The organism is Agrobacterium tumefaciens (assembly GCF_013337285.1).
Taxonomy (GTDB): domain Bacteria; phylum Pseudomonadota; class Alphaproteobacteria; order Rhizobiales; family Rhizobiaceae; genus Agrobacterium; species Agrobacterium burrii.
This window is the reverse complement of the sequence record NZ_SUPW01000002.1, coordinates 853578-880564: the sequence shown is the minus strand read 5'-3', so window position 1 is coordinate 880564 and position 26987 is coordinate 853578. Positions and strand designations below refer to the sequence as shown.

The following is a 26987-nucleotide window of genomic DNA, read 5'->3' as shown; positions in this document are numbered from 1 at the left end:
AGGAGGTCCAGATATTTCAAAGGGCTGCCTCACTCGGCAGCCCCAATCGTCACGAAGCCAGATCGGCCGCTATCAGCGTGCCACCAGGCAGCTGCCGCCGGCCGAGCGGAACTTCTCGCAAAGCGCCACGGCTTCGTTCTTGTCACCGGCCGGGATGCGGACACGGTAGAATGTGCCCTTGCCGGCAATTTCAGCCGCCTTGATGTCGACGCCGCGTCCACCAATGACCGAACCGAACTTGGCCGACATGTTCTGGTAGGATTTCTGGGCCTCGGCCTGGCTCGGCAGCGACGCGATCTGGATGTAGTAACCACCGGCAGAAGGCGTGCTGGTTGCGGCAGGTGTTGCGGCAGCCGTTTGCTGTTGCGTAGCCTGCGGCTGGGCCGGAGTGGTCGCTGCCGGGCGGACATTGCCCTGATTGGTAACCGTTGCCACCACATTGGCAGGCTGGGCAGACGGACGCGCCGAAGGAAGCGGCGCTGCAGACTGCGAGGCCGGCGTAGACGCTGCAGCAGGCGTGTTAACCTGCGGCTTTGCAGCCTGCTCGGGCGCCACCGGAACTCGCGAAGCAGCGATGACGGCGGGAGCGCCCTCACCCGGCTTGGCGGTCTGCGGTGCGGCAAGCTCTGCAACCTTGTCGGCCTTCGGCGGCTGGGCTGCCGGTGCGTCCACTTCCTGGGCGACCAGCGTACCATCCGGCTTGACGATCATGGTGCGGACCTTGCGCGGCGAAACGCCCGTTGCGCCAGCACCTTCGTTCTGAGCCGCCTTTTCTTCCGGCGAAAGCAGGCGCGGATCTTCGGTCTCGCCAACCGGTGTGCCGGCGGCTTCCATATCTGCGTCGTTTTCACCTTCAAGCGGCAATTGTTCAGGGATCAGCGTGCGCTGAACCACATCCACCGGCTGTTCGTTGCTGGAAATCAGCGCCGGCTGCTTCGGATCGGCTGCGCTGCCGCCGGCAACACGGTCATAAACCGCCTTGTCCTGATTGGGCACGACGCGGCCGCCCGGATTTTCCGGCACAACCTTCATCGGATCGTTGTCGGCGGAAATGATGACCGGCGCGCCATTCGAACCGGTGCTGGAGGAGCCGCCGGAAATCAGCGCGTAAACACCACCACCGATAAGCACCAGACCGATGGCAGCTGCCACGGGCATGATCCAGCGGCGACCGCCGCGTTCATCTTCGTCGCGATAGGCCGCCTGATGATCGACATAGGTATTCTCGGCATCACGTGATGCATTGCCACGGGACGCCGCAGCCTCCTGCATGGAGCGGCGGAAGTCCTCTTCCAGAGCCCGCTCGAATTCATCGGCGTCTTCCGGAGCCTGCACGGCGCGCGCCTGCGGGGCAGCAGCACGGTTTTCCGCGTGTTTGTGGCGGTCAAGACCGCCGGCAACTGCAGGCGCAAACAGCGTCGCAAGCTCGGTATCGATATCGAGATCTTCCTCGTGACGGCGCGGCGCTGGCTTGGGTTCGAAAACCCCGACCGGCAATTCCGGAACATCCATCTCGATGATGGTTTCCGGGTGTTCTTCCGTCTCGCCGATCTGTGAAGGATCGAAAGGCAGGCTTTCCAGCGTCTGCGGCTCGGCCGGCTGCGGCGCGGCGACGGCCGGGCGCGGCTGAGCGGGCGCAGCTGCCATCGCGATGGGCGCGGACACGGTTGCGGCGCGCGGTTGAGGCGCCGGCTGTTCCCTCACCGGCTGGGGCGCAGCGGCCACCACCGGAGCAACCGGCTGTTGGTGAACGGGTTGGGGCGCAGGCGCAGGAGCAACCTCGGCTTCAGCGATTTCCGACAGGTCGAGATCAAGGTCGAGATCGTCGAGCGCCAGCTCGAAATCATCGTCGTTGAAACCGGCGAAATCCGCAAAGTCCAGTTCCTGAACAGGTGCCGTGGATACGGCAGGGGCAACCGGCGTTGCCCGCACGGACGATGCGGCAACGGGCGTCGCCACAACTGGCGTTGCGACAGCCACCGGCGGCTCGATCCTGGCCGCCTGAACGACGGGCGCGGACTGCACGACCGGCTCTTCGCCGCGACCGGGAATGGAATATTTCGCAACGTCGTAGATCAGCTCGTCCATCGCCGACAGATTGGTCGCAGCCGGCTGCTGGGCGACCGGAGGCATCACAGGTTGCGCAGCAGGCGTGAAGGTCTCCGCGACCGAGGGTGTGAAGGCAGGCGCGGTCTCTTCCGCCTGAATGATGGCAGGCGCCAGCGCTGGCGCGGGTTCGACCTGGGCAGCGGGCTGCCGTTCGGACCTCGGCTCAACCCGTCGCGGATCGGCGGACGAAACATCGCGACGTGCACCGAAATTGGCAAGCGGCAGGCGCAGGCTGGAAAATTCCAGCGAAGAACGGCCGCCATGCGAAGGCGGACGCACGGAAACCGGTGCAGGTGCTTCCTCAGCAACCGCGATCTCTACCTCGTCGGCAAGATCAAAGGACTGCGGCTCCGGTACATAACCGTGAGCGGAAGACGACACGTTGCTCGAAACATCGGCCGGAAGCTCCGGCATGGCGTGCCATTCGGGCTTTGCCGGCTCTGCTGCCTGCGACTCTTCCCATGCGGCATGCTGGGCGACCTGCTGGTAATCCATCGGCTCGGCGGCACGCGGCTGGTGCGAATGCACATCGAAAACTTCTGCAAACGCACCGGCGTCGTCGCGGAAATCCGCGCGAATGTCCTGCGTCGAGGTTTCGACGTAATTGTGAATATAGGCGTTATCGACCTCCGGAAGCGGCTGCGCCATTTCCTCGGGGGCGTGCGTCAGCTCCGGCGCGTACTGCGTCTCGGGCGCGGCAGCGGGCTCAAGCTCAGGCTCGCGGCGGGCGAAGACAGATTCGACCCGCTGCATGAAATCGTTGGGGTGGATGCCCGCACGAACATCGTTTGCCGGATCAAGAACCACGGGATCGGCGTGCGGCGCATCATAAACCTCGAACTCCCGAAGCAACTCGTCTTCGAGATTAAATTCGGGTTCGCGGCGGGCAGAGGCTGGCGCAGCCGCAGAACCCGCATGCGAAGGACGCTCATCGAAACCGACGATACGCGCCAATTCTGCCAGAGGATCGTTGTCAGCGAACCCTTCGGACCGGGCGTCCCGGTTATACGCGACATTTTTTTCGACCATTACGTGTTCCACCATCTACGCATTGCAGCTCTTGCCAGCGTATTGTGAGCAAATAATGGTGATATGTTATCGCATTTCGTCAGGTGCGTCCGCTCCCAAAAGCGTAAGGCCAGACTTCAAAACATTTGCGACAGCATTCACCAGCCCAAGTCTGGCAATGCTCAATTCTCGGTTTTTATCGTTAATAAAACGTAATTCCGGTTGGTCTTTGCCCTTGTTCCAGTGTCCATGGAAGGAACTGGCCAGATCATAGAGGTAAAAAGCAAGCCGGTGCGGCTCATGCGAAAGGGCCGCCGATTCGATCAGACGCGGATATTCGGCAAGCTTCGCAACCAGCTGTAACTCGTTGATATCGCTAATCAAAGCCACAGAGGCCGCCATGTCTTCCGCAGAAGGAGCAAGCCCCGGAAACGCTTCCCGCGCCTGCCGGAAGATCGACTGTGAGCGGGCATGTGCATATTGCACGTAAAAGACCGGATTATCCTTCGATTGTTCGGTCACTTTCGCGAAATCGAAGTCCAGCGGCTCGGAATTCTTCCGATAGAGCATCATGAATCGCACCGGATCGCGACCCACTTCGTCGACAACATCGCGCAGCGTGACGAAGTCGCCGGAGCGCTTCGACATCTTCACCGGCTCGCCATCACGGAACAGTTTGACGAGCTGGCACAAAAGCACGGTCAGCTTCGACTTGCCCTCGGAGACAGCGCGCGCAACCGCTTCCAGCCGCTTCACATAACCGCCATGGTCAGCGCCGAGCACATAGATCATCTCGGAAAAACCACGATCGAACTTGTTTTTGAAATAGGCGACGTCGGCGGCGAAATAGGTGTAGGAACCATCCGATTTCATCAGCGCACGGTCCATATCGTCGCCTACTTCGGTCGAACGGAACAACGTCTGCTCGCGATCTTCCCAGTCATCAGGCAATTCGCCCTTCGGCGGCGGCAGCGTGCCCTTGTAGACATGGCCCTTGAAGGTCAGATCGTTGATGGCCGAGAGAATGGGGCCACCATTGCCCTCATGCAGCGTGCGCTCCGAGAAGAAGATGTCATGCCGGACGTTGAGAAGCGCAAGATCCTCGCGGATCATCGCCATCATCGCATCGATCGCCTTGTCCTTGACGATCGGCATCCACTTTTCCTCGGGCATGGCGCGCAGCTTGATGCCATATTCATCCGCCAGCGCCTGGCCAACGGGAACGAGGTAGTCGCCGGGGTAGAAGCCCGAAGGAATGGAACCGATATCTTCACCCAACGCTTCGCGGTAACGCAGGAAGACAGAACGCGCCAGCACGTCGATCTGCGAACCGGCATCGTTGATGTAATATTCCTTGGTCACGCCATAGCCCGCGAATGCGAGCAGGTTCGCCAGCGTGTCACCCACCACGGCGCCACGGCAATGGCCGACATGCATCGGACCGGTGGGGTTGGCGGAGACGTATTCGACGTTGATCTTCTGGCCCGTGCCGACCTTCGAGCGGCCGAAATCGATGCCCTGGCCGATCATGTCGGCAAGCAGACGCTGCCAGTAACCGACCGAGACCTTGAGATTGATGAAGCCGGGACCGGCGACATTGACGCTGTCGACATCACCGTCGGCCTGAAGTGCCGGCACGATGAGTTCGGCGAGCGCCCGCGGATTGGTGCCGAGCGGCTTGGCCAGCACCATCGCCGCATTGGTTGCGACATCACCATGGCTCAGATCACGCGGGGACTCGACGGTAATTCGACTGAAATCGACCTTGTCGCGGTTCTCTTTCACGATATCGAGGGTCTCGAGCGCGTTTTTGATCCTGGTATCGAAATCAGCAAAAATGTTCATCGTTCCAACCTGCGCGAAGGGCTTCTGTTTATGTCCGGTCGTCATAACCGGGTCGGCTTCGCGATCGCCCGCTGCCCTATCGCAAATCGGGGGTGTGGTCAAACAGCCGCTGGTGGCTGCGCAGTGCATAACTATCGGTCATACCGGCCAGATAATCGCCCACATGCCGGGCTTTTGCGGCCTCGCTCATGCCGGAAATGCTGTCCACCCAGTAGTGACTCTGCATCTCCGCCGGCGTCTCCATATAACGGTGGAAAAGGTCGGTAACGATCTGCGTCGCACCAGCCCGGATGCGCATGATTTCCGGGTGCCGGTAGATATGGCCGAACAGCAGCTTCTTGATCTGCCGGTCGGTCTCGGCCATCTCGGGCGAAAAGGTCGCAACGGTGAAATCGTCGGCGCGGATATCGGCAGCACTCTGCGGGTTCAGGCGAGCAAGGTTGTTCTGCGCAACCCCGATCACATCTTCGACCATATGGGTGATCTGGCGACGCATGATCTCATTGGCGAAACGCTCCTTGTCGAGCACGGGATATTTTCCCCGCACCTCGGCCATAAGACCACTCAGGAACGGCACCTCTTCCAGCATCTCAAAGGTGAGATAACCGGCGCGCAACCCGTCATCTATATCATGGGTATTATAGGCGATGTCGTCGGCAATCGCCGCCATCTGCGCCTCAAGGCTGGCATAGCTGCCGATCTCCAGATCCTGCAACTCGCAATATTCGAGGATGGGCAGCGGAACCGGTCCCTTGACGCCCTCACCCTTGGCATTCACCAGCGGGCCATTGTGCTTGACCAGCCCTTCGAGCGTTTCCCATGTCAGGTTGATGCCGTCATATTCGGCGTAGCGACGCTCCAGCTTGGTGACGATGCGCAGCGACTGGGCATTGTGGTCGAAACCGCCATAGGGCAACAGCACCGCATCCAGCGCATCTTCCCCGGTATGACCGAAGGGCGTGTGGCCGAAATCATGCACCAGCGCCACGCCTTCCGCCAGATCCTCGTCCAGCTTCAGCGCGCGGGCGAGCGCACGGGCAATCTGCGCTACCTCGATCGTATGGGTAAGACGGGTGCGGTAGTGGTCCCCGTCAGGGCTGATGAAAACCTGCGTCTTGTGTTTCAGCCGGCGAAAGGCTGTCGTATGGACGATGCGGTCCCGGTCGCGCTGGAATTCCGAACGCGTCAGGCTTCCCTCTTCGGCAAAAAGACGCCCGCGCGTGCTCCATGGATCGGAAGCGAAAATCGCCCTCTCGCCACTTCCAAAACCCAATGCGCGCTGGTCTATGATCATGCATTCACCCGTACTGTTGTCTGGCCATGACGTCGGCTGTGACTTCCTTGAGCCTTGACCATTGACCTTTTCATCCACCCTTCATACCTATCGCAAAGGTCGGCGCAAAGCATCATCGCGGCAAAGACCGTTGCGAACATCGCTATAGACCGTTTATTTGACCGGTTTATAATGACGCCGACAGGACTATTGCTCTCCGGTTCTTGACCCCGGCACGAGGAACGACATGGAAAACACAGACATTACCCTTTCGGAAGCCGCAGCGAAGCGGATAGCACAGATCGTCGCAGCGGATGCGGGCAAGCAGGCCTTGCGCGTTTCGGTGGAAGGCGGCGGCTGCTCCGGCTTCTCCTACAAGTTCGATCTGGCGGAAGACCCCGCGGATGACGACATCGTGATTGCGCGCGGCGACGCCAAAGTGCTGATCGACAGCATGTCGGTCATCTACATGGCCGGCTCCGAAATCGACTTCGTCGATAATCTGCTCGGCCAGTCCTTCCAGATCAAGAACCCCAATGCGGTGGCAAGCTGCGGCTGCGGCACCAGCTTCTCGATCTGAGTGAAACGGCCATAACTCCGGCTGGGCTCTTGGCTTTGAGGTGACCCACATCTCTCTCCTCCCTCATCCCTGTGCTTGTCACAGGGATCCAGCCAGCCCAAGTCTTTGGGCTGAAAGAACTCCCTCGCCGCGCAGACGCGCGTCGGCTGGATTCCTGTGACAAGCACAGGAATGAGGGGTCGGCAATGCAGCGGCACCTCCCCTGCCGTTGGTCTGCCCTACCAGCCTCATCTCTATCCACCACATCCTCACCACCACATTCCAAAAACGGTGGCAATCGCCTTTGCATCGGGTAAAAGTACCCTCACAAAAGGGAAACTCCGATGAAGATTGCCACCTGGAACATCAATGGCGTCAAGGCGCGTATCGAAAACCTCTGCCAGTGGCTGAAGGATTCATCGCCCGACATCGCCTGCCTTCAGGAAATCAAGTCGGTTGATGAGGGCTTTCCCCGCCTGGAGCTGGAAGCGCTCGGTTATCATGTCGAGACCCACGGCCAGAAAGGTTTCAACGGCGTCGCCCTGCTCTCGAAAGTGAAGCCGGACGAGGTCAATCGCGGCCTACCGGGTGACGATGCCGACGAACAGGCGCGTTTCATCGAAGGCGTGTTCTCCGTTAACGGTGGCGCGATCCGCGTCTGCTCGCTTTATTTGCCGAACGGCAATCCGCCTGACGATCCGGTCAAATATCCCTACAAGCTCGCCTGGATGGAACGGCTGCGCCGTTTTGCCGAAGATCGCCTCGCGCTGGAGGAACCGCTTATTCTGGCCGGCGATTACAACGTCATCCCCGAGCCCTTCGATTGCCACGACCCACGCGTGTGGGAAGGTGACGCTTTGTTCCTGCCGCAGACGCGCGCGGCCTTCCGCAAGCTGGAAAATCTGGGCTTCACCGATGCTGTCCGTGCAACCACAGATGAAGCCGGACTATATTCCTTTTGGGACTATCAGGCCGGCGCATGGCCGAAAAACAACGGCATCCGGATCGATCATCTGATGCTATCGGCGGAAGCGGCCGACAGGCTGCAATCGGTCAGCATCGAAAAACACGTGCGGGCATGGGAAAAACCGTCCGACCACGTGCCGGTCTGCGGTTATTTCGATTTTCGGCCGGTCGACTGACCGGCTCTCCTCAGACGACAAGAATTCGCCTCAGCTGACATCATCTTAATTGGAATCGTCGATCTGCATGTTCTGCGCCATCGCGATGGCCGCGCGGCGATCATTCTCGCCCGCCAGTGAAAATGCCTGTTCCTGCAGGCTCTGGATCCAGGTGCAGTCCACCGCCGTACATTTGTCGAGCGCCGCCGTCATGAAGGCCAGCCCCTGCGCGGCCTGGCCTTCCTGGAAGATCAGATTGCCGAAAATCGACATGGCGCCGGCATGGCCGTGCTTGCGCGCCTGATTGAGCCACTTCTTGGCCTGCTGCACATCGGTCCGGCCGCCCTCGCCGGCCAGAATCATCTCCGCCAGCCGGAATTGCGCTTCAGCAACGCCAAAGGTGGAAGCCACCTGAAAATAAAGCTGGCGGGCCTGTGAAAGGTCCATTTTCACCGGGCTGCCGGGAATGCCGTGCCGGTAATAGTCGGCCAGAGACAGCAGCGCATTGACGAAAAAGCCGGTATCCTCGGAACCCGGTTCGACGCCCTGGCTGGCGATCTCGCTGTAAATCTTGAAAGCTTCGAAGTCGTTCTTGGCGACGCCATCACCGAAGGCGTACATATTGGCAAGCGCCCAGCGCGAACCGGTATGGCCCTTTTCAGCCGCGTAGCGATAGGCCTCGACGGCTTCGCCCTTGTTACCGTTCTTGTAGGCCTTGAAGCCGAACTTGAACAGGTCGAAGGGGCCGGATTCCTTGGTCACGCCCGCATTGATGTCAAAAGCCGCGGCAGGCATTGCGAGCGACGCAAGCAACATGCCCATAAGGAGCGGCTTTAAAACGTTGGCTTCACATTTCAGCATTTCGGCGAACTTCTCATAACTCTTCCCGGCATATAGCCAATACTTGCGGAATACTGCAAAGCCGAACCCCGCCGGGTCGCGATTTTTCGAACACACTGCGTCTTTCCGGCAGCACTTTCCAGCGCACTGCCGGTGGCCTCTTGCGGTAATTGCTCCAAATTTTCAGTGAAACAGATATAGGCATAATTTCCGGCAATATAACGGCGTTTCACCATCTGCCGATCAGCGCCAAACAAAAAATCCGGACCAAATTCCCGTATTACTTGCTTAAACCCTGAATCCAAACCCGTTTTCACTTGTCGCAATTCCAGAGATCCACATCAAACGCCTGCATGTTCTTTCATTCCCGCGTCCATAAACAGAAGCCAAGCACTCTGTTTGTGGCGGGAAATGGACAGATATGCTCACATTCCAACGCGGCTCCAAGCTTGCAGAAAAGTGTTGCCAAATCGTCACAAAACTTCTGGCCTAGAAAATTTTATCGAGAAGGAATCATAGTCGGGCATGAAAAAAGGCCCGGTTGGTAAACCGGACCTTTATTTTAGCATCAGCAGAAGTATGGCGTCAGAACTTGACCTTCACACCTGTGGAGATGGCGGCGACGAGATCGTTGCCAAAACTGTAGCCTACCTCATCGCCGCAGGTTGCCGCACTGCCAGAACTGCAACGGCTGCCGCTGATCGAAGATTCACCCGAGGTGAGCAAGCCGAGAGCACCGGCAATCTTGAACTCGAGGTTCGGGGTGGGCGAATAGACGACCTGGGTGCCAATCATCCACGTATCGGTCTGTGTGCCGATAACCGTCGATGTGCCACGATCCCAGGTCAGGCTGACGGCGCCGCTCCACTGATCGTTGAACTTGTGGCCAATACCACCGGTCACCGTCCAGCCGTCACGATAATAAAGATCGAGCGTGGTGAGCGAGGTTACACCGGCAACGCAGGAGGCAACACCGACCTGGCAGAAAGGCACGACCTGAATCTGGCTCCAGTCCGTCCACTTCACCGAACCGAAAGCAAGCCAGTTCGGTGCGATACCCGACTGCACCTTCAGCTCAATGCTATCAGGCATGGAGACCGAGCCGTAAACCGGCGTGACTTTACCGCCGTAAGCGACGAGAGCCGGGCTGCCGGCCGCAGGAAGGCTCCTGAGGTCGACCGTGCCGTTCAGGTCATGATCGACGGCGCTGTTGTAGACGAGGCTGGTGCGGAAAGCGATTTCCGGAATCTCGTAGGCGACACCCGCACGCCATCCCCAACCGTCACCTTCCATCTCCAGTTTACCGACACCGGAATAAAGTGAAGGATAGGCGGGACCGAGCGCTGTCGGGGAAACGACCTGACGATATTTGTAGCCGCTGAGTTCCTGATAGAAACCGCCGCCGATGATTGAGAAATCACCCTTGCCGAGATCGAATTTCACTCGGCAGGTCGTCGCGTAATTGTGCGACTTGACCTTGGTTTCGATATTGTAGCTCGATCCCTGCCAGATGCCGGGGTTGAGATCCGCGCCCCACGGCTGCGAATAATCGAACATGCAGTCGCCGAAATCGCCGATGGCTGCCTTGGCGCCCACCCGTGTCGACCAGTAGTTTTCGGAATCGTCTGCGGTGGTCGACCAGGATGCCGGCAACGCCCCCCCGCTTTTCAGCGGATTGTCCCGTGCATTCTCAACCTTGCGCTGCGGCGCAACGAAGGTGGCCGAACTATCGAGAACATAGTCGGACGGATCAAACAGCAGGTCGATATTGTAACCGCCGCGTTCAAGGCCGCCGGCCAGTGAAGGCGTGACCGCCGCGATGCTGGCTACGAAACATACCGCGCCGCGAAAAATTGCAGTTTTTGCCATCTCTCTCCCCAATCAAGGCAATGTGATCGAGGATAGAGTGAAACGCTAAAGGGCAAATGACAATCTGTCGCAGTTTCCGGCTGTCGCATAAATGCGGCGATTTTTTTACGTAAGAATTTTATGTCTGGCTTCTTATATAATCATTTTAGGCTATTTTTCTAATCCGTTCGAAAAAATTGACACAAAACGAAACAAATTGCCAAACCCAACGAGAATGTCGCCAAATAACCACAGTCGCATTTTCCCGAAGAAACCCGCTTATCAGACCGTTTTTATTGGTTTTTTTCCGCTTTTCCGGATTATCCGGCCGAAGATCGCGATGAAATAATCGCACTGTTTCCCGAAAATGATTCGCCGCTGCAACGCAGCAATGAAAAGAAATTAAACCTGACAGAAGGCAAAAAAACGCCCCGCATTAACGGGGCGTTTTGCTGTTGGAAAGGCAATGGCGGGCTATCCCGCCTCGTTCACCCGCTGCATGGCGGTCTTCAGGCTCGTCAGTTGCACCTCGAGTTCCGCCTTGCGTTCGCGTTCAGTGGCCACAACCTCCGGATCGGCATTGGCCACGAATTTTTCGTTCGAGAGCTTCTTGTCGATACGTTCCATTTCCGCATCCACCTTGCCGATCGCCTTTTCAAGACGGGCCTTCTCAGCTGCGAGATCGACAAGGTTGCCGAGCGGCAGGCAGACCGTGGCTTCACCGATGATGATCTGGGCCGAACCCTTCGGCGCGACATCCCCGGCGCGGATTTCATCGGCCCGCGCTAAGCGCCGGATGGCGGCGGCGTGGCGGTCAAGCCGCGCTTCGGTGGAGGTGTTGGCGCCGACGACCACCAGCGAGGCAGTCGCACCCGGCGGCACATTCATCTCGGCGCGTGTCGAGCGGATGCCCGATACGACATCGATCAGCCAGTTGATTTCCGCAGCCGAAGCATCGTCGCGGAATTCCGGCACCGGCCAGTCGGTAAGGCAAAGAAGGTCATCCCGCTCCTCGCCTTCACCGGCCGTATGCGCCCACAGCTCTTCCGTCATGAACGGCATGAAGGGATGCAGCAGCTTGTAGATCTCATCCAGAACATAGGCCGCGCAGGCCTGTGATTCCGTCTTCGCCTTTTCGTCCTCACCGCCAAAGACCGGCTTCAGCAGTTCCAGATACCAGTCGCAGAACTGGTTCCAGACGAAACGGTAGAGAATGCCGGAGGCATCGTTGAAACGGAAGTTCTCAAGCGAGGCCGTCACATCGCGCGCCGTATTGGCAAGCTCGGTCAGGATCCAGCGGTTGATCGTCAGCGATGCGGTTTCGGGCAGGAAGTGCGGATCGCGCTTCACGCCGTTCATCTCGGCAAAACGCGTGGCGTTCCACAGCTTGGTGCCGAAGTTGCGATACCCGGCGATACGCGCCGGATCGAGCTTCACGTCGCGACCCTGCGCCGCCATGATGGCGAGCGTGAAACGCAACGCATCCGCACCATATTCATCGATGAGATCAAGCGGATCGATGACGTTGCCCTTGGACTTCGACATCTTCTGGCCGTTCTTGTCGCGGACCAGCGCGTGGATGTAGACCGTGCTGAACGGCTCGACCGGATTGCCGGCATCGTCCTTCATGAAATGCAGACCCATCTGCATCATGCGCACCACCCAGAACGGGATGATGTCGAAGCCGGTGACCAGCACATTGGTCGGATAATAACGCGCCAGTTCCGGGGTCTCTTCCGGCCAGCCAAGCGTCGAGAACGGCCAGAGCGCCGATGAGAACCAGGTGTCGAGAACGTCTTCGTCGCGGATGAGGATTTCGCCCGGCTTGAAGTTCTCCAGCTTCTCCTCGACCCAGGCCTTCCACGGGCCTTCATGGGCGATATAGTGCTGGATGGCCGCCTGCAGCGCCTCTTCCTCGGTCTTTTCAACGAAGACCTGCCCGTCCGGGCCGTACCATGCCGGGATCTGGTGGCCCCACCACAGTTGCCGCGAGATACACCAGGGCTGGATGTTATCCATCCATTGGAAGTAGGTGTTTTCCCAGTTCTTCGGCACGAAATTGGTGCGGCCTTCGCGAACCGAGGCAATCGCCGGCTGGGCCAGCGTCTTGTTGTCCACCCACCATTGATCGGTCAGGCGCGGCTCGATCGGCACGCCGCCACGGTCGCCATGCGGCACCACGTGCTTGTGCGGCTCGATCTTGTCCAGCAGACCGGCTTCCTCGAAGATTTCGACAATGACCTTGCGGGCAAAGAAGCGGTCCTGTCCTTCCAGACGATCCCATGCGCCATGCAGGGCGGCCGGATGATTGAGGCCCTCGAGGAAATCCTCGTTCTCCTTGATGGAAATGGTGCCATCGATATTCATGACGTTGATGGCGCGCAGGCCGCAACGCTTGCCGACTTCGAAGTCGTTGAAATCATGCGCTGGCGTGATCTTGACCGCACCGGTTCCAGCCGTCGGATCGGCATAGTCGTCGGCAACGATCGGGATCTTGCGGCCAACGATCGGCAGGATGACATGCTTGCCGACGATGCCCTTGTAACGCTTGTCCTCCGGGTTCACCGCAACACCGGTATCGCCCAGCATGGTTTCCGGGCGCGTGGTGGCGACGACGATGTAATCGCGGGTTTCGAACTCGGTGGGCTTGCCCTCCTCGTCGAAAGCGACCGGATATTGATAGGTCACGCCCTTTTCCAGCGGATAACGGAAGTGCCAGAGATTGCCCTTCATTTCCAGCTGCTCGACTTCCATGTCAGAAATCGCGGTCTGCAGCTTCGGGTCCCAGTTGACGAGGCGCTTGTCCTTGTAGATCAGGCCCTGCTTGTAGAGCGTGACGAAAACCTCGAGAACCGCCTGCGACAGCCCCTCATCCATGGTGAAGCGCTCACGGGACCAGTCACAGGACGCGCCAAGGCGCTTCAGCTGGTTGAAGATCAGACCACCGGATTCGGCCTTCCATTCCCAGACCTTTTCCAAGAACGCCTCGCGGCCCATCTCACGGCGGCCCGGAAGCTGCTGTTCCATCAGCTTGCGCTCGACCACCATCTGGGTGGCGATGCCGGCATGGTCCATGCCCGGCTGCCACAGCACATCCTTGCCGCGCATGCGCTCGAAGCGGACCAATATGTCCTGCAACGTGTTGTTGAGCGCGTGGCCCATATGCAGGGAGCCCGTCACATTCGGCGGCGGTATGACGATGGTGAAGGTTTCCGCACCCGGCTTGGCGTTGGCGCCGGCACGGAAGGCATTCGCCTCATCCCATGCTTTGGCGATCTTCGGTTCGACGGCTGCGGAATCGTAGGTCTTCTCGAGCATTTCCTGACCTGAATTTTAGAGTTCTTGTGTGGATTTTTTAAATAAGGATGGATGGTCGAGAGTCAACAGAAACCGACCCGCTTAAGCCGCCGATTGAGCGACCCTGCAGATGACTATGCCCCGATAACGCCTTCATCTTCAACAAAAAAGCCGCCCCGATGCCGGAGCGGCCCCTGTTTCGTCATGGCCCGGCGCATTTGCGACAGGCAGCCGGAGAAAACTTAGCGGCGCGAACCGCGCGCGACGCGCTCGATTTCCTCGCGCACGAGACGTTCCACCAAAGTCGGCAGATTGTCTTCCAGCCAGTCCTGCAGCATCGGGCGCAGCATCTCGGCGGCCAGATCCTCGATAGAGCGGCGCTCGACGCCGTCGAAGATTTCCGCAAGTTCGCTGAAGGAACGCGCGATCTGCGCGCCGGCGGCAGCGGAAATAAGATTGAGCGACAAAGCGCTCTCGGTTTCCTGCTCTACCGGCTCGAATTTTGGCATCTCGACGGCAGGCTGGTTCACTCCGATTTCAAAATGCTCCTTGACCAGCGGCGTTTCGATCGCGCCACGCAACGCAAGCTGATCAAAAGGGCTCTCGGCAAACGGCGCATTTTCGATGGCAGCGGCGGCGGCGCGATCCTCGGCAGCGAAAGGCACGGCCTGTTCGCCGGCGGCGGCGGCGGTTGCCGCCATCAGCGGCCGCACATCCGTCGGACGCTGCGGCGCCGGACGTTCAGCCGGTATTACGCTCGAGGAAGGTGCAGCAGGCGCAGCCGGTGCGGGCTCTGTTGCCCCACGCTGCGCCTGCGCGGCGAATGCCTGTGGCCCCATTGCGGCGTTGCGGTCGGCGGCGGCGCGAACACGGGCTGCGACATCAGCCAGCGACATGGTCTTCTCGGCGGAGATTTCCAGCTGTTCCGGCATCGGCCTTTCGGAAGCCGACGAATAATCCTGAGAAAAATCCTGTGCGGGCCGCGCACCATAGGCCTGGTTTGCGGCGGGGGGAACGCGGGCCGGCGGGCTGACGGGCTCCGTCACGAAGGCCGCTTCACCGGCGGCATCGTCTTCATCGTCATAGACCGGCGGCAACTGCCCGGAAAACGCACCGGCAGGTCCCGGCTCGTTGCTTTCGATGATCCGACGTATCGACGCCAGAATCTCTTCCATGGACGGTTCACGCGCTACGCTTGGCTGAGCCATATCAATCCCCGGTTTCCACTCTTGTGCGCTCAGGCCGTATCCCTCTGGATACCGGACATAGCGCTTCGCACCTGTTCAATTCTTACATCGCGTCCATGACAACCGAAGACGGCTGTCGCGCCGATGCTCTGAAACATGTTCAGACAAAACCGCCGGGCGTTTTTGTCGTCCCTGTTGCAGGATCATGCGGGGCAGAAATACGCACACCCCGAATCACCCTTAGTCTAGGGCAGCATAGTCAGGAACTAAATCACTGATTCGACAAGTTTCACGGTGATGCACAGCTTTGTGAGAACAGGCTGTCAAGGCGTTGCCGCAGAGCAAGCGGGGCGCAGCCTGCAGGCGCCGCAAAAAACAAACGCCGGGGCGGAAGGGCCACCCCGGCGTAAACGGCGAATACGATGTCGATGGATCAGAAAACGAATTCTGCCGCCTTGGCAAAACCGGGCAGAGGCTTGATGGAGGCGTTGAAGGAGCTTGCAGCCGATGTGCTGTTGCCATCACGGCGGTAGACAGTGGCCTTTGCGGCATTGCCATATCCGACAACAACGACCAGACGTCCGCCGTCGCGCAGCTGATCGGTCAGCGCCGCCGGCACTTCCTCGACGGAACCGTTGACGAAAACCAGATCATAGGGCGCTTCGCCCGCATAACCCTTTTCGAGATCGCCGGTCACGACAGCAACATTGTCATATCCAAGCGAGGCCAGCGTCTCGGTTGCCTGCGCCGCCAGCGCTTCGTCACATTCAAGCGAAACCACCGAACCGGCCAGCTGGGAAAGGATGGCAGCCGCGTAACCGGAACCACCGCCGACTTCCAGCACCACATCTTCCTTGGAGACGGCGGCAAGCTGCAGCAGTTTCGCCAGCGGCGAAGCCTTCATGACGTAGCGCGCCGGGCGGCCGTCGCGGGCCGGACAGATCTGCATATCCTCGTCTGCATAGGCAATCTGCCGCACGCCCGCCGGCACGAAAGCCTCGCGCGGCACGCTCAAAAACGCCCTCAGCACCGAATGCGAAGTCACGTCAGTCGTGCGCAGCTGGCTGTCGACCATATTGGCGCGCGCGGTTTCGAAATCCATCATGTCCTTATCGCCTCAATTTCACGGACGCCGGTCGGGAAGCCTCGGCTCCAAAAGCTCAAAACGGCGCGGGTCTCCCCTCACCTTTGGATAATCTCATAATTGCCAAGGCGCGCGCTTTCAAGCGTGGTGAGTGGGATGTGGGGGAAAAAGCGAAATGACAGGGATTTTTTGAAACAGCAAAGACGGTCAATCACCGAAAAGCGGGAGATATGTTCAAGACGACATCTGCAATTTTGTGGAAAATTTGGAGGCCTCGCCCGGAATTGAACCGGGGTACAAGGATTTGCAGTCCTCTGCGTCACCACTCCGCCACGAGGCCTCACACGCTCTTCATTCGAGCGATGGCGGGCATTTAGAACGAATCCATTTTGGGCGCAAGAGGGTTCGTTCCGAATGTGGTGTTTTTTCCGGCCGGATGAGCTCAATGCAGTCTCCCCTCGGCTAAGGGATTAAGATTGCGTGATTTTTTGTATCTCCCTCATATTTCAGAAGAAATAATGCCCGCATCGGCCGCAATGGCGGCAGTGCGGGCATTGGCTCAGTCTTAAGGGTGATCGATCAAATCCGCCCAAGCAGAACCAGTATCAGGATGATAACCAGAACCAGCCCCAGGCCGCCCGACGGGCCATAACCGTAATTATGGTAACCCCAGCTTGGCAGTGCGCCGATCAGGAACAGAATAAGCAGGATGACGAGGATGGTGCCGAGCATGTTTAACCCTCCGCTATTGGCATGTGTGTTCTGCCTGATTCAATGACGGAGCATGAAAAAGGTTCCCTCCAGTTCCCCTGCTGCAACTTGCCACCCAAAAAGCATCCTAGCCGTTTCAAAGGGTTAAAGCGCTATCTGCGCTGAGGACTGCGTCCGCCCGTCGGGTAAAATAATTTGCCGGATAAATATATCAGGCGGGGAGCGTTGAAACGGCGTGGGTCTAAAGGTCAAAGGTCTGGGACTTCTATGACCGGCGATGGCAGCGATTTATTCGTGGTAATTTCTCGGCCTATGTCCATTGGCGGTTGTTAGTTACACTATAACAAGTCCCCCGTACCCTGAAACTGGCGGGAGACAGAGAGATCTGGCATCACTGGCAGTGCGCCAGATCTCTCCCGCCCCCTCCCGGCGAACCACGAATTCCCCTGCAGACACACGGATATTTTACCGATGGTGATATTCGCTTCTCTTGCCTTGCCGGTTTCACTCCGGCTAGACCCCGGACCGGGAGGGAGAAACGAGAATCATATGTCCGGTTTTGCGAACCTTATCCCGCTTTTCATCTTTGGCCTCCTCGTCTACGCTTTCTTCCGCTGGGTCGCGCGCGACATTCAGAATCCAAAAAGCAAATAGACGGGACGAATAATCCTTCATCTTCTTGCCTGCCGGGAACCGCTGCGCCTCCATATCGTTTTCGCAGACGCACTTCGGAGGACAGGATGAAAACGCTCCTATCATCGGCCACTATCGCGCTCACATTCGCGCTAACGGGATGCACGACCGTCGGACCAGGCCCCTACGTCGGACCGGCGCCTTATGTCGCACCAATCCCCGGCAGCATCATTTACAGAGGCCAGCCGCGCACAAAGCTGACGAAATCGCCGATCGGCAGCACCTTCAGCCACGAATTCCGTATCGACGGCAGCACAAGGGCGGTGGAAACCTACCGGATCGCGCCCGACCGCTCGCTGGAACTTATCGACCGACGGATCATTCGCGACTGGCTGTTTGGACGCGACGACTGATCGCACCACGGCCGGACCGAAACGGATTGCGCATTCAGGCCGCTTCGGTTAGAGCCGGGCACGACAAACAATACGGATAGGCGATGAATACGCGCTGGCAAAAACCCGTCCTGATCGCGTTTGAAACGCCGGGCGAATATACGAGCATCGAAACCACGCAGGCCGCTTCCTGGGCGCTGATCGAGGACTGGCCGATCGAAGACGGCGATGCGCTGGACAAGGCGCTGCTCATCTGCGCCGCCGTCGATGCCGGCCGGAAAAAGCCGGAAGATGCGCGCAAGGCCTTCCTCGCCGCCGCCATCGAAGCGGGCCTTGATTTCAAGGCCTGACGGGAGAATGGCTCGCCTGCCGCAAAACGATAAGATGTGCCCTGTGGCGCTGAAACTTCAAGACAACAGGTTCGATGGATAAAAACCGATGGAAGCTTCCGGAAACATGAAAAAAGCCCTGTTCATCTTTCTTCTCTCCTGCCTGGCAATCGGCCTTCTCGGCCACCTCGTCGTGGCCTTCGTCGTCACCGGCTGAAGCAGCAAAGTGACGCCCGCCGCCGCGTGCAATGGCAGCGTGTTAAAAATCTCTAAATTTCATTCTTCTGTTATGGAACCGCAATAAGCTCCGTCCGTTCTCTTTCCGATCAACAAGGAGGATTGAAATGCGTGATGGATTGAACGGTTTTCTCGAAATCTCGATGCTCGGCTTCGTGGTCGCAAGCTGCCTTTTCATGGTCAACCTGCCGATCTGACACGGCGCAAAAATCCTCTCGTCACAGGACCGGCGACGTAAGATGCCGGAACAGAAAATGCGGCCTTTTGGGCCGCATTTCTTTTTTTCAATCGCTTAGAGCATTTCCGCTTTTCTCCGAAATGCGGAAATGCTCCAGCTCTTTGTTTTTACGCATTTTCCGGACGTAAAACCGCTACGCACTTTTACTGGAAATGCTCCAGGCTCAGGCCGAAATCTTGGCGGCCAGCTTGGCGACATGCGCGCCCTGATAGCGTGCAGCTTCCAGCTCGATTTCGGAAGGCTGGCGCGAGCCGTCACCATCGGTGATGGTGGAGGCGCCATAGGGCGAACCGCCCTTGATTTCATCGACGCCCATCTGGCCCTGGAAAGCATAGGGCAGACCGACAACGGCCATGCCGTGATGCAGGAAGGTGGGAATGAAACCGAGAATGGTCGATTCCTGACCGCCATGCTGCGTGGCGGAAGAGGTGAAGGCCGAGCCGACCTTGCCTACCAGCTTGCCATTGAACCACAGGCCGCCGGTCTGGTCCCAGAAATTGCGCATCTGCGAGGCGACCGTGCCGAAGCGCGTACCGGCGCCAACGATGATGGCGTCGTATTCGGCCAGTTCTTCCACCGTCGCCACCGGGGCCGACTGATCCATCTTGAAGTGGGAGGCCTTGGCGACCTCTTCCGGGACCAGTTCGGGAACGCGCTTGACCACGGCTTCCGCGCCGGTGGACTTGACGCCTTCGGCGACGGCATAGGCCATTGTCTCGATATGGCCGTAGGCGGAGTAATAAAGTACCAGAACCTTCGTCATTCTCTTCGTTTCCTTTGTTGGAACTGTTTCCGGCGTGCCGGCCAGAAGCTTCTTCAAAAACTCGATGATCATCGGCGTTGACCCGTCAAATGTGTGTGACGAAACCTAGCCCACGGCCCCTCATCCCGCCAGCCGGGGATTGGCATACGCACTGTTCACCATGAGTGAACGGAAAACCGGAATGTCAACCATTTACAAAAGGACATTTTTTCAAAACTGCTTTGCATTCATCAGTAGCGGGGCTAACGTCGGGGGAAACAGATGACGAGTGCAACCATGTCCAATCCCTCCTCCACCTCCTCCGTTGTCACCGCCGCCATGCTCGCCATCGGCGATGAATTGCTGTCGGGCCGCACCAAGGACAAGAATATCGGACATCTCGCAGATGTCCTCACCATGTCCGGGATTGACCTCAAGGAAGTGCGCATCGTCGCCGACGAGGAGGAGCAGATCGTCGAGGCGCTGAATGCGCTGCGCGGCCGTTACGACTACGTCTTTACCTCCGGCGGCATCGGCCCGACCCATGACGACATCACCGCGGATGCGGTATCAGCGGCGTTCGGCCTGCCCTGCGAACACGATGCCGAGGCGCTGCGCCTGTTGGGTGACATGTACCGCGTCCGCGAGATGGAATTCACCGAAGCGCGCAAGCGCATGGCGCGCATGCCAAGAGGTGCCGCGCATATCGCCAATCCGGTTTCCGTCGCCCCCGGCTTCGTCATCGGCAATGTTTATGTCATGGCCGGCGTGCCGCAGGTATTTCAGGCCATGCTCGACAATGTCCTGCCGACCTTGCGAACCGGTGCAAAGGTCATGTCGCAGGCGGTGCGCTCGCCCTATGGGGAGGGCGATATCGGCACGCCGCTGACGGCCGTCCAGAAAGCCCATCCAGAAACCAGCATCGGCTCCTACCCGAAATATGACGGGCAGCGCTTTTCGACGGAGATCGTCGTGCGCGCCCGCGACGCCGGCGTGCTGAAGGCGGCAACCGAGGCGGTTGCGGCCATGATCGAAACCATCGGCCAAGAAAAAAGACTGGCAGCCAGCAAGGGTGATGCAACCGCCTGAGTGAGAAAAGGCTTGAGACGAAAAGGTTTGACCAAAATCAAGGTGGCGGTCTGTAAAGGCGGCCACTCTCCCCCCTGAGCATTTCCAGGAAAAGCGGAACAGCTTTTCCGTCCGGACAATGCGTAAAACAGAGACTTAGATCGCTCTGGCGATTCGAAGAAAAGCCAGAACGATCTGAAAACGATATGTCACCGAGGAGAGAAAAATGGGTTACAAAACGATACTGACAGTGGTCGACAATGTTTCGAACACGCAGAAGCTCGGCGAATTTGTGGTAAGCCTTGCCGACCAGTTTTCCTCCCATGTGATCGGCCTGCACATGGAAACGCTGGCCGCCGTTCCGCTCGTCGCACCGATGGAAATTCCCGATCCCGCCACCGTGCAGGCTTTGCAGGACGTGGCGCACAAGGAAACCACAGATGTCGGAACCCTTTTCGAGCGCACGCTGTCTGCCAACAGCATCTCGCATGAATGGCGCAGTTTCATCACATCGGTGGGTTATGCCTCCGCACCCGCAATCGACAGCGCCCGCTGCGCCGATCTTATCGTCGCCCGCCAGAGCAGTTCTTCGGCGCTCTCCGACAGCCGCTCGGACATTGACGGTTTTCTTTATGAAAGCGGCCGCCCCGTTCTCCTCGTGCCGCATGTGCTCACCGTCGCCAAACCGATCAAGCGCGTCCTGATCGCCTGGAATGGCTCGCGTGAGGCGACCCGCGCCACCTTCGACGCCCTGCCCTTCCTGAAAGCAGCCGAAAGCGTCGAGATCTTCTCCGTCGATCAGGCCGAGAGCGAAACGCAGTCGTCGGGCCTCGCCGGCGCGGAACTGGCCGCAACGCTTGCCCGCCACGGCGTCAACGTCACGGTCACCTCGCAGGAAAAAATCGCCGGCGTCTCGCCGCAGGCGGCCATCGAAAACCGCCTGTCAGACCACAGCATCGACCTTCTGGTCATGGGCGCCTATGGCCATTCCCGCTGGTGGGAACTGTTGTTTGGCGGTGTGACGCGCACCCTGCTCGATTCCATGACGGCGCTAACATTGCTGTCGCGCTAAAACGCGCATAGCGCCCTCGGCATCCCGCGTGGACCGGGTGTATGCCGCTTGTTTCTTCTCCCCGCCGGGGAGAAGTCCGCGGCAGCGGGATGAGGGGGCAAACTCTCCGAAATCCGGTAACGTTTCCCCATCATCCGACCCTTCGGGCCACCTTCTCCCCCGCGGGGAGAAGAAACAGGCGGCAATATCCAATTCAAACAACGCGCCTCACGCGCAAAGCTTGCCTTTTTGCCCGTCTTGCGGCTATTAGCCAAAGCCATCGACAATTTTGACCAGATGGTAGACGACATGTCCCTTCCCGATAAAGCCTTTCCCGTCTCCTGGGACCAGTTTCACCGCGACGCCCGCGCGCTTGCCTGGCGTCTTGCCGGTCTCGATAAAGAGTTCCGGGCAATCGTCTGTATTACCCGCGGCGGCCTTGTGCCGGCGGCCATCATTTCCCGCGAATTGAACATCCGCCTGATCGACACGGTCTGCATCGCCACCCGTCATGACTACGTCAATCAGGGCGACACGGTTCTGCTGAAGGGCGTTGACCCGAAACTGGCGGCGGATGGCGGCGATGGCGTGCTCGTGCTTGACGATCTGACCGATACCGGCAAGACCGCGCTGGAAGTGCGCGAAATGTTGCCGCGCGCCCATTTCGCCTGTGTTTACGCCAAGCCGAAGGGTGTGCCGACCATCGACACCTTCGTGACCGAAGTCAGCCAGGACACCTGGATTTATTTTCCCTGGGACATGGGCTTCACCTATCAGGAGCCGATCGCCAAGGGATCGCGCGGCTGATCGTCTGCCGCAACAAAAAAAACCTGAAAAGCCGTCCCCGCCGGGGCGGCTTTTTGTTTGAAACCACCTTTTTGACGACGGCGGAAAAACACGGAAAAACCGCACTGTCGCCTTTATGTCTCACCCCGGAAATGCGGGGTTTTGACTTTCCGCTGCGGAAACCAGCCCCACGCAAGCTTCAAATACTCTCGCCAAGTCACTGATTTTTTTGAGGGCTTTCTCTTTCCCCGTTTTCCACAGGCACTTCACACAATATCTTGTGGTTAAAAAACGGTTTCAATCTATGGCTTGACGAATCTATGCCACGAGAGGAAAGTGACAGTTATGTTGCGGCGGCAACGGACCGGAGAGTAACGAGGCCGGTTCCTTTCAATCTCAGCTCGCAAGTCCAAAAAGGGCGTCCCGGCCATCAGGGGGCGGTTCGCCGGCGGATTTTGCGTGTCTTTCGAGGACCGCCAAAAACATGACGCGGGGACTGGCTTCAGGAAGCTGTTGATACTATATTTAGTATTCCACACTATGCTTGCAGCCGTATAAGCCACGAGATACAGGGATCGCATCCAAGGATGAACATCCCTTTCAGATCGGCAACAACCGGCTGCGCGAAGACATCGCACGGCGGGACCGGATTTTTGCGCCCTTTGCCGGGCGCCCAATGGACGAGGACAGGAAACCATGCGCATTGAACGTCGCTTCACGAAGCCCGGCCAATCGCCTTATGCGGAAATCGACTTCCGCAAGGCCGTCAGTGAAATCAAGAACCCCGACGGTTCCATCGTGTTCCGTCTGGCGGATATCGACGTTCCCGCGCAGTTCAGCCAGGTGGCGACCGACGTTCTGGCGCAGAAATATTTCCGCAAGGCCGGTGTGCCGAAGGTGCTTAAGAAGGTTGAGGAAAACGATGTTCCTTCCTTCCTGTGGCGCTCGGTTGCCGATGAGAAAGCCCTGAAGGATGTGCCGGAAGCCGAGCGTTACGGTTCGGAAACCGATGCGCGCCAGGTTTTCGACCGTCTGGCCGGCACCTGGGCCTATTGGGGCTGGAAGGGCAAATATTTCTCGACCGAAGAAGATGCGCTCGCCTTCCGCGACGAGCTTGCCTACATGCTCGCCACCCAGCGCGTTGCGCCGAACAGCCCGCAATGGTTCAACACCGGCCTGCACTGGGCCTATGGCATCGATGGTCCCGGCCAGGGTCACTTCTATGTCGACCCCTTCACGGCCAAGCTGACAAAGTCCAAATCCGCTTACGAACATCCGCAGCCGCATGCCTGCTTCATCCAGTCCGTCGAAGACGACCTGGTCAATGAAGGCGGCATCATGGACCTGTGGGTGCGTGAAGCCCGCCTGTTCAAATACGGCTCCGGCACCGGCTCCAACTTCTCCTATCTGCGCGGCGAAGGCGAAAAGCTTTCCGGCGGCGGCAAGTCCTCCGGCCTGATGAGCTTCCTCAAGATCGGCGACCGCGCAGCCGGCGCCATCAAGTCCGGCGGCACCACCCGCCGTGCGGCGAAGATGGTCGTCGTCGACGCCGACCACCCGGATATCGAAGCCTATATCGACTGGAAGGTGAACGAGGAGCAGAAGGTTGCCGCCCTCGTCACCGGCTCCAAGATCGTCGCCAAGCACCTGAAGGCGATCATGAAGGCCTGCGTCAACTGCGAGGCTGACAATGGTGACTGCTTCGACCCGGCCAGGAACCCTGCCCTGAAGCGCGAAATCCGCGCTGCCAAGAAGGACATGGTGCCGGAAAACTACGTCAAGCGCGTCATCCAGTTCGCCGAACAGGGTTACAAGGACATCCAGTTCAAGACCTACGACACGGATTGGGATTCGGAAGCCTACCTCACGGTGTCAGGCCAGAACTCCAACAACTCCGTATCGCTGAAGGATGACTTCCTGCGCGCTGTCGAAAATGACGGCGACTGGAACCTGACCGCCCGCAAGGACGGCAAGGTCATGAAGACGCTGAAGGCCCGTGACCTCTGGGAAAAGATTTCCCACGCCGCCTGGGCGTCGGCCGATCCGGGCCTGCACTTCAACACCACCATGAACGACTGGCACACCTCGCCGGCCGAAGGCCCGATCCGCGCCTCCAACCCGTGCTCGGAATATATGTTCCTCGACGACACGGCCTGCAACCTTGCCTCGCTGAACCTGCTTCAGTTCAAGGATGCCAAGACGAAGCGCATCGACATCGCCGATTACGAACATGCCGTGCGCCTGTGGACCGTCGTGCTCGAAGTCTCCGTGATGATGGCGCAGTTCCCGTCGCGCCAGATCGCCGAGCGCTCCTATGAATACCGCACGCTCGGCCTCGGTTACGCCAACATTGGCGGCCTGCTGATGTCGTCTGGCATTCCCTATGACAGCGATGAGGGCCGCGCCATTGCCGGTGCGCTCACCGCCATCATGACCGGTGTTTCCTACGCCACCTCGGCTGAAATGGCCGGTGAGCTTGGCCCCTTCCCGGGCTTTGCGCCGAACCGCGACAACATGCTGCGCGTCATCCGCAACCACCGCCGCGCCGCCCATGGCCTGTCGGATGGTTATGAGGGCCTGTCGGTCAACCCGGTCGCGCTCATCCATGCCGATTGCACGGATCAGGACCTTATCACCCATGCCACCGCCGCCTGGGACAAGGCGCTGGCGCTTGGCGAACAGCACGGCTACCGCAACGCCCAGACCACCGTTATCGCGCCGACCGGCACGATCGGCCTCGTCATGGATTGCGACACGACCGGCATCGAGCCCGACTTTGCGCTGGTGAAATTCAAGAAGCTCGCCGGTGGCGGTTACTTCAAGATCATCAACCGCGCCGTGCCGGAATCCCTGCGTTCGCTTGGGTATTCCGAAAGCCAGATTGCCGAAATCGAAGCCTATGCTGTCGGCCACGGCAATCTCAACCAGGCTCCTGCCGTCAACGCCTCGACGCTGCGCGCCAAGGGCTTTACCGATGAGAAGATCGAAGCCGTCAATGGCGCGCTGAAAAGCGCCTTCGACATCAAGTTCGTCTTCAACCAGTGGACGCTGGGCGCCGACTTCCTCAAGGGCACGCTCAAGGTTTCCGACGAGCAGCTTTCCGATATGAGCTTCAACCTGCTGGAGCATCTCGGCTTCAGCAAGAAGGACATTGAAGCGGCCAACGTGCACGTCTGCGGCGCGATGACGCTGGAAGGCGCACCGTTCCTGAAAAACGAGCATCTGCCCGTCTTCGATTGCGCCAACCCCTGCGGCAAGATCGGCAAGCGTTATCTCTCGGTCGAATCGCATATCCGCATGATGGCGGCGGCACAGCCCTTCATCTCGGGTGCGATCTCCAAGACGATCAACATGCCGAATGACGCGACGGTGGAAGATTGCGGCGCAGCCTACATGCTGTCCTGGAAGCTGGCGCTGAAGGCCAACGCCCTTTACCGCGATGGCTCCAAGCTTTCCCAGCCGCTCAACGCCTCGCTGGTGGAAGATGACGACGAAGAAGATTTCGTCGAGGAACTGATCCAGCAGCCGCTCGCCCAGCAGGCCGTGACGATCACCGAAAAGATCGTCGAGCGCGTCATCGAGCGTGTTTCCCGCGAGCGTGAAAAGCTGCCGAACCGCCGTCAGGGTTATACCCAGAAGGCAACCGTCGGCGGTCACAAGGTCTATCTGCGCACCGGCGAATTCGGTGACGGCCGCATCGGCGAAATCTTCATCGACATGCACAAGGAAGGCGCTGCCTTCCGGGCGATGATGAACAACTTCGCCATCGCCATTTCGCTCGGCCTGCAATATGGCGTACCGCTGGAAGAATATGTGGAGGCCTTCACCTTCACCAAGTTCGAACCGGCCGGCATGGTGCAGGGCAACGACGCGATCAAGAATGCCACCTCGATCCTCGACTACGTGTTCCGTGAACTCGCCGTCTCCTATCTCGGCCGCCACGATCTTGCCCATGTCGATACGTCCGACTTCTCCAACACCGCACTCGGCAAGGGCATCCAGGAAGGCAAGACCAATCTGCTCTCCACCGGCTGGACACGCGGTTACAAGCCGACGCTGGTATCGAGCAACGAAGGCGACCGCGCCGCTTCCGAGCCCAAGGGTTCGGCAACGGCAGCCCCTGCCCGCGGCTCCGCCAACGTCACCTCCTTCGCCGGCTCCGCCGCCCGCAAGCTGGAACCGACCGTCGCCATCACCACGTCGGAAATCGTCTCCTTCAAGCGCGATTATGAAGAGCGCGCCAAGGAACTGGCGGTAGAGATCGCCGAAGAAGTGATCGACGAGGTGGTTCAGGAATCCCAGCAGACCGCCACCGCCCTCTTCTCCGACAAGGCCGCCGCAGACGCTGCATCAGCCAAGGCGGAAGCCAAGAAGAAGGAAAACGAACGCCGCATGCGCTCGATCGCACAGGGCTATACGGGCAACATGTGCTCGGAATGCCAGAACTTCACGATGGTGCGCAACGGCACTTGTGAGAAGTGCGATACTTGTGGTGCGACGAGCGGTTGCAGCTGAGTGTTAGCTTAGACACCAAAAAATGATTAGTTTTAAGGGCTCTTTCAGATATGAAAGAGCCCTTATTGTTTTTGATGTTTTATTTATTGCACTACTGGAAACCCGTAGTTCAAA

The 26987-nt window shown here is 59.0% G+C and carries 19 protein-coding genes and 1 tRNA gene; 8 read left to right on the top strand and 12 right to left on the bottom strand.

The window, feature by feature from the left end; translation table 11 throughout:
- Positions 1-72 precede the first annotated feature (72 nt).
- The 3 genes from FCH38_RS10135 to FCH38_RS10125 form a co-directional block, all read right to left on the bottom strand.
- Positions 73-3138, bottom strand: coding sequence for an SPOR domain-containing protein (locus FCH38_RS10135; RefSeq protein ID WP_174373637.1), 3066 nt, complete (start codon positions 3136-3138; stop codon positions 73-75).
- A gap of 66 nt (positions 3139-3204) precedes the next feature.
- Positions 3205-4962: an arginine--tRNA ligase gene (gene argS / locus FCH38_RS10130; protein ID WP_174373636.1), complete on the bottom strand. Its 1758-nt coding sequence runs from the start codon at positions 4960-4962 to the stop codon at positions 3205-3207.
- A 76-nt stretch (positions 4963-5038) separates the two neighbouring features.
- A complete protein-coding gene (locus FCH38_RS10125; protein WP_174373635.1) occupies positions 5039-6256 on the bottom strand; it encodes a deoxyguanosinetriphosphate triphosphohydrolase in 1218 nt (405 codons plus the stop codon).
- Between the two features lie 226 nt (positions 6257-6482).
- Between FCH38_RS10125 and erpA the strand changes: the two genes are divergently transcribed.
- Complete coding sequence (erpA, locus tag FCH38_RS10120) at positions 6483-6815, top strand: iron-sulfur cluster insertion protein ErpA (RefSeq protein ID WP_149897457.1); 333 nt, start codon at positions 6483-6485, stop codon at positions 6813-6815.
- Between the two features lie 323 nt (positions 6816-7138).
- Positions 7139-7936 carry an exodeoxyribonuclease III gene (gene xth, locus FCH38_RS10115; protein ID WP_174373634.1) on the top strand — a complete coding sequence of 266 codons (798 nt, stop codon included), beginning with the start codon at positions 7139-7141 and terminating at the stop codon, positions 7934-7936.
- Positions 7937-7981: 45 nt separating this feature from the next.
- Here the strand turns inward: xth and exoR are convergent, their stop codons facing one another.
- The 8 genes from exoR to FCH38_RS10075 form a co-directional block, all read right to left on the bottom strand.
- Positions 7982-8776 (bottom strand): exopolysaccharide production regulator ExoR, encoded by a 795-nt coding sequence (gene exoR, locus FCH38_RS10110; RefSeq protein ID WP_149897455.1) that lies wholly within the window; start codon positions 8774-8776, stop codon positions 7982-7984.
- Positions 8770-9072, bottom strand: a complete 303-nt coding sequence (locus FCH38_RS10105) for a hypothetical protein (protein WP_236776582.1) — start codon at positions 9070-9072, stop codon at positions 8770-8772. Before FCH38_RS10105 ends, exoR begins: the two co-directional genes overlap by 7 nt.
- 268 nt (positions 9073-9340) lie before the next feature.
- A complete protein-coding gene (locus FCH38_RS10100; protein WP_149897454.1) occupies positions 9341-10624 on the bottom strand; it encodes an outer membrane protein transport protein in 1284 nt (427 codons plus the stop codon).
- Between the two features lie 453 nt (positions 10625-11077).
- Positions 11078-13921, bottom strand: coding sequence for a valine--tRNA ligase (locus FCH38_RS10095; protein ID WP_174373633.1), 2844 nt, complete (start codon positions 13919-13921; stop codon positions 11078-11080).
- A 221-nt stretch (positions 13922-14142) separates the two neighbouring features.
- On the bottom strand, positions 14143-15108 hold the full coding sequence (gene popZ / locus FCH38_RS10090; RefSeq protein WP_174373632.1) for a cell division protein PopZ: 966 nt from the start codon (positions 15106-15108) through the stop codon (positions 14143-14145).
- A gap of 412 nt (positions 15109-15520) precedes the next feature.
- Positions 15521-16192 carry a protein-L-isoaspartate O-methyltransferase family protein gene (locus FCH38_RS10085; protein ID WP_174373631.1) on the bottom strand — a complete coding sequence of 224 codons (672 nt, stop codon included), beginning with the start codon at positions 16190-16192 and terminating at the stop codon, positions 15521-15523.
- A gap of 245 nt (positions 16193-16437) precedes the next feature.
- Positions 16438-16511: transfer RNA gene (locus FCH38_RS10080), tRNA-Cys, on the bottom strand.
- A 239-nt stretch (positions 16512-16750) separates the two neighbouring features.
- The gene (locus tag FCH38_RS10075; protein WP_084687064.1) at positions 16751-16903 is read right to left on the bottom strand and encodes a DUF3309 family protein; all 153 of its coding nucleotides are present in this window, start codon (positions 16901-16903) and stop codon (positions 16751-16753) included.
- 719 nt (positions 16904-17622) lie between these two features.
- Between FCH38_RS10075 and FCH38_RS10070 the strand changes: the two genes are divergently transcribed.
- Together FCH38_RS10070 and FCH38_RS10065 are read left to right on the top strand one after the other, a co-directional pair.
- Positions 17623-17928, top strand: coding sequence for a hypothetical protein (locus FCH38_RS10070; RefSeq protein WP_149897451.1), 306 nt, complete (start codon positions 17623-17625; stop codon positions 17926-17928).
- An 83-nt stretch (positions 17929-18011) separates the two neighbouring features.
- Positions 18012-18257 carry a DUF982 domain-containing protein gene (locus tag FCH38_RS10065; RefSeq protein WP_046798319.1) on the top strand — a complete coding sequence of 82 codons (246 nt, stop codon included), beginning with the start codon at positions 18012-18014 and terminating at the stop codon, positions 18255-18257.
- Positions 18258-18874: 617 nt separating this feature from the next.
- Here the strand turns inward: FCH38_RS10065 and wrbA are convergent.
- Positions 18875-19474 carry an NAD(P)H:quinone oxidoreductase type IV gene (wrbA, locus tag FCH38_RS10060; protein ID WP_174373630.1) on the bottom strand — a complete coding sequence of 200 codons (600 nt, stop codon included), beginning with the start codon at positions 19472-19474 and terminating at the stop codon, positions 18875-18877.
- Between the two features lie 276 nt (positions 19475-19750).
- On the opposite strand from wrbA, the gene FCH38_RS10055 reads away from it, so the two are divergent.
- The 4 genes from FCH38_RS10055 (at position 19751) to FCH38_RS10040 (ending at position 26873) form a co-directional block, all read left to right on the top strand.
- The gene (locus tag FCH38_RS10055; RefSeq protein ID WP_174373662.1) at positions 19751-20542 is read left to right on the top strand and encodes a competence/damage-inducible protein A; all 792 of its coding nucleotides are present in this window, start codon (positions 19751-19753) and stop codon (positions 20540-20542) included.
- A gap of 205 nt (positions 20543-20747) precedes the next feature.
- Positions 20748-21593: a universal stress protein gene (locus tag FCH38_RS10050; RefSeq protein WP_174373629.1), complete on the top strand. Its 846-nt coding sequence runs from the start codon at positions 20748-20750 to the stop codon at positions 21591-21593.
- A gap of 288 nt (positions 21594-21881) precedes the next feature.
- Complete coding sequence (gene gpt / locus FCH38_RS10045; protein WP_174373628.1) at positions 21882-22379, top strand: xanthine phosphoribosyltransferase; 498 nt, start codon at positions 21882-21884, stop codon at positions 22377-22379.
- A 675-nt stretch (positions 22380-23054) separates the two neighbouring features.
- Positions 23055-26873, top strand: a complete 3819-nt coding sequence (locus tag FCH38_RS10040) for a vitamin B12-dependent ribonucleotide reductase (protein ID WP_174373627.1) — start codon at positions 23055-23057, stop codon at positions 26871-26873.
- Positions 26874-26987 lie beyond the last annotated feature (114 nt).